Annotated in this window: 1 protein-coding gene; it reads right to left on the bottom strand. The window is 57.9% G+C overall.

Annotated features, from left to right (window positions below):
- Window positions 1-5: 5 nt before the first annotated feature.
- Window positions 6-1,007, bottom strand: a complete 1,002-nt coding sequence (locus tag SADO_RS17195) for an IS110 family RNA-guided transposase (protein WP_353113662.1) — start codon at window positions 1,005-1,007, stop codon at window positions 6-8.
- Window positions 1,008-1,210 lie beyond the last annotated feature (203 nt).

Here is a 1,210-nt window from a genome sequence, read left to right as displayed (position 1 = left end):
TGGGGTCAGATACCCTCTTGAATTTCAAGCCCCGCCATCGGTATTTCGGCCCGAAACGGCTGTCCTGACTTGATCACGCCATAGATCAAGTGCACCAGTTTTCGCATGCTCGCGCCCACGATTGCCTTCGGCGCCAAGCCACGCTGCTCCAAGCGCTTCGCCATGGCGATGATCACCGGATTATGGCGTTTGGCCACCATGCCCGGCATGTAGAGTGATTTTCTCGCTGCCGTATGGCCCGCTCTCGAGATTGTCGTGCGTCCGTTGATCGAGGTGCCGGATTGCTTCTGCTTCGGCGTGACGCCGATGAAGGCGGCGAGAGCCTTGGCACTTTTGAACCGCCGCACATCGCCGATATATGCCAGGAACTGCGCCGAGGCGCGAGGGCCGACGCCGGGAATGCTGCGCATCAGTTCGGCGTCCTGTCTGAGTTCGGGATGGCCGTCGATGTGATCATCGATATCGCTCTGGATCCTGGCAATCTGTTTATCGAGCCATGCCACGTGCTCTTCGACCATCGATTTCACGCTGGACGGCGTGCCTTGGTCTAATGCCTCGATCCGGTTGAGTTCTTGCTGGCGCATATCCATTAGTGCTTGAAGTCGGTCGACCCGTGCGCGCAGCTCGCGAACCGCAATACTCGGTGGCTGCCAGATATCCAGGTCGGCTCTTTGGGCGAACTTCGCCAGTAGCTTGGCGTCGGCTTTATCGGTTTTGTTACGGCTCAGCTCGCTCTGAGCGAAGCCGGTAATCCGGGCCGGATTGACGACGCTGACCGCCCAACCGGCATCCGACAACGCGATGGCCACGGCTTCGCTATACGGCCCGGTCGCTTCCAACACGATCGGCGTATTGGCCGATAACTCACGTTTGAGCAGCCACTGATCCAACTCGACATGACCGGCGCTGGTGTTCTTGATCGCCTTGGTTTTGATCTTGTCGCCATCGGCGACACAGACATCCAACTTCTTCTTGGACACATCGATGCCTACGGCTTGCTCATTCATCTTGTCCTTCCTCGCATCCAGGCTCTGAGTGCAATACTCGGCCTAAGTTACCCTTCGGAATCGATGAACGAGATAACGGGTCGGCGGACTTATCTGACCCACAGGCTCTGCCGCCTAAAGTCTTGCCAGCCTCAGCCAACCCGGCCGTTGCATCGAGACTAGCGTCTCGATTTCTGTCGGCATCTTCAAGATGCGAGGTCTTG

Origin of the sequence: Salinisphaera dokdonensis CL-ES53 (assembly GCF_040361215.1) — a bacterium.
In the GTDB taxonomy this organism is placed as follows: Bacteria; Pseudomonadota; Gammaproteobacteria; order Nevskiales; family Salinisphaeraceae; genus Salinisphaera; species Salinisphaera dokdonensis.
Note: the sequence above shows the minus strand (reverse complement) of the source record. Positions and strands in the feature narration are given on the sequence as shown.

Coding starts and splice junctions, on each gene's coding strand:
- SADO_RS17195 (WP_353113662.1), bottom strand. CDS start 1,007: ATGAATGAGCAAGCCGTAGGCATCGATGTGTCCAAGAAGAAGTTGGAT.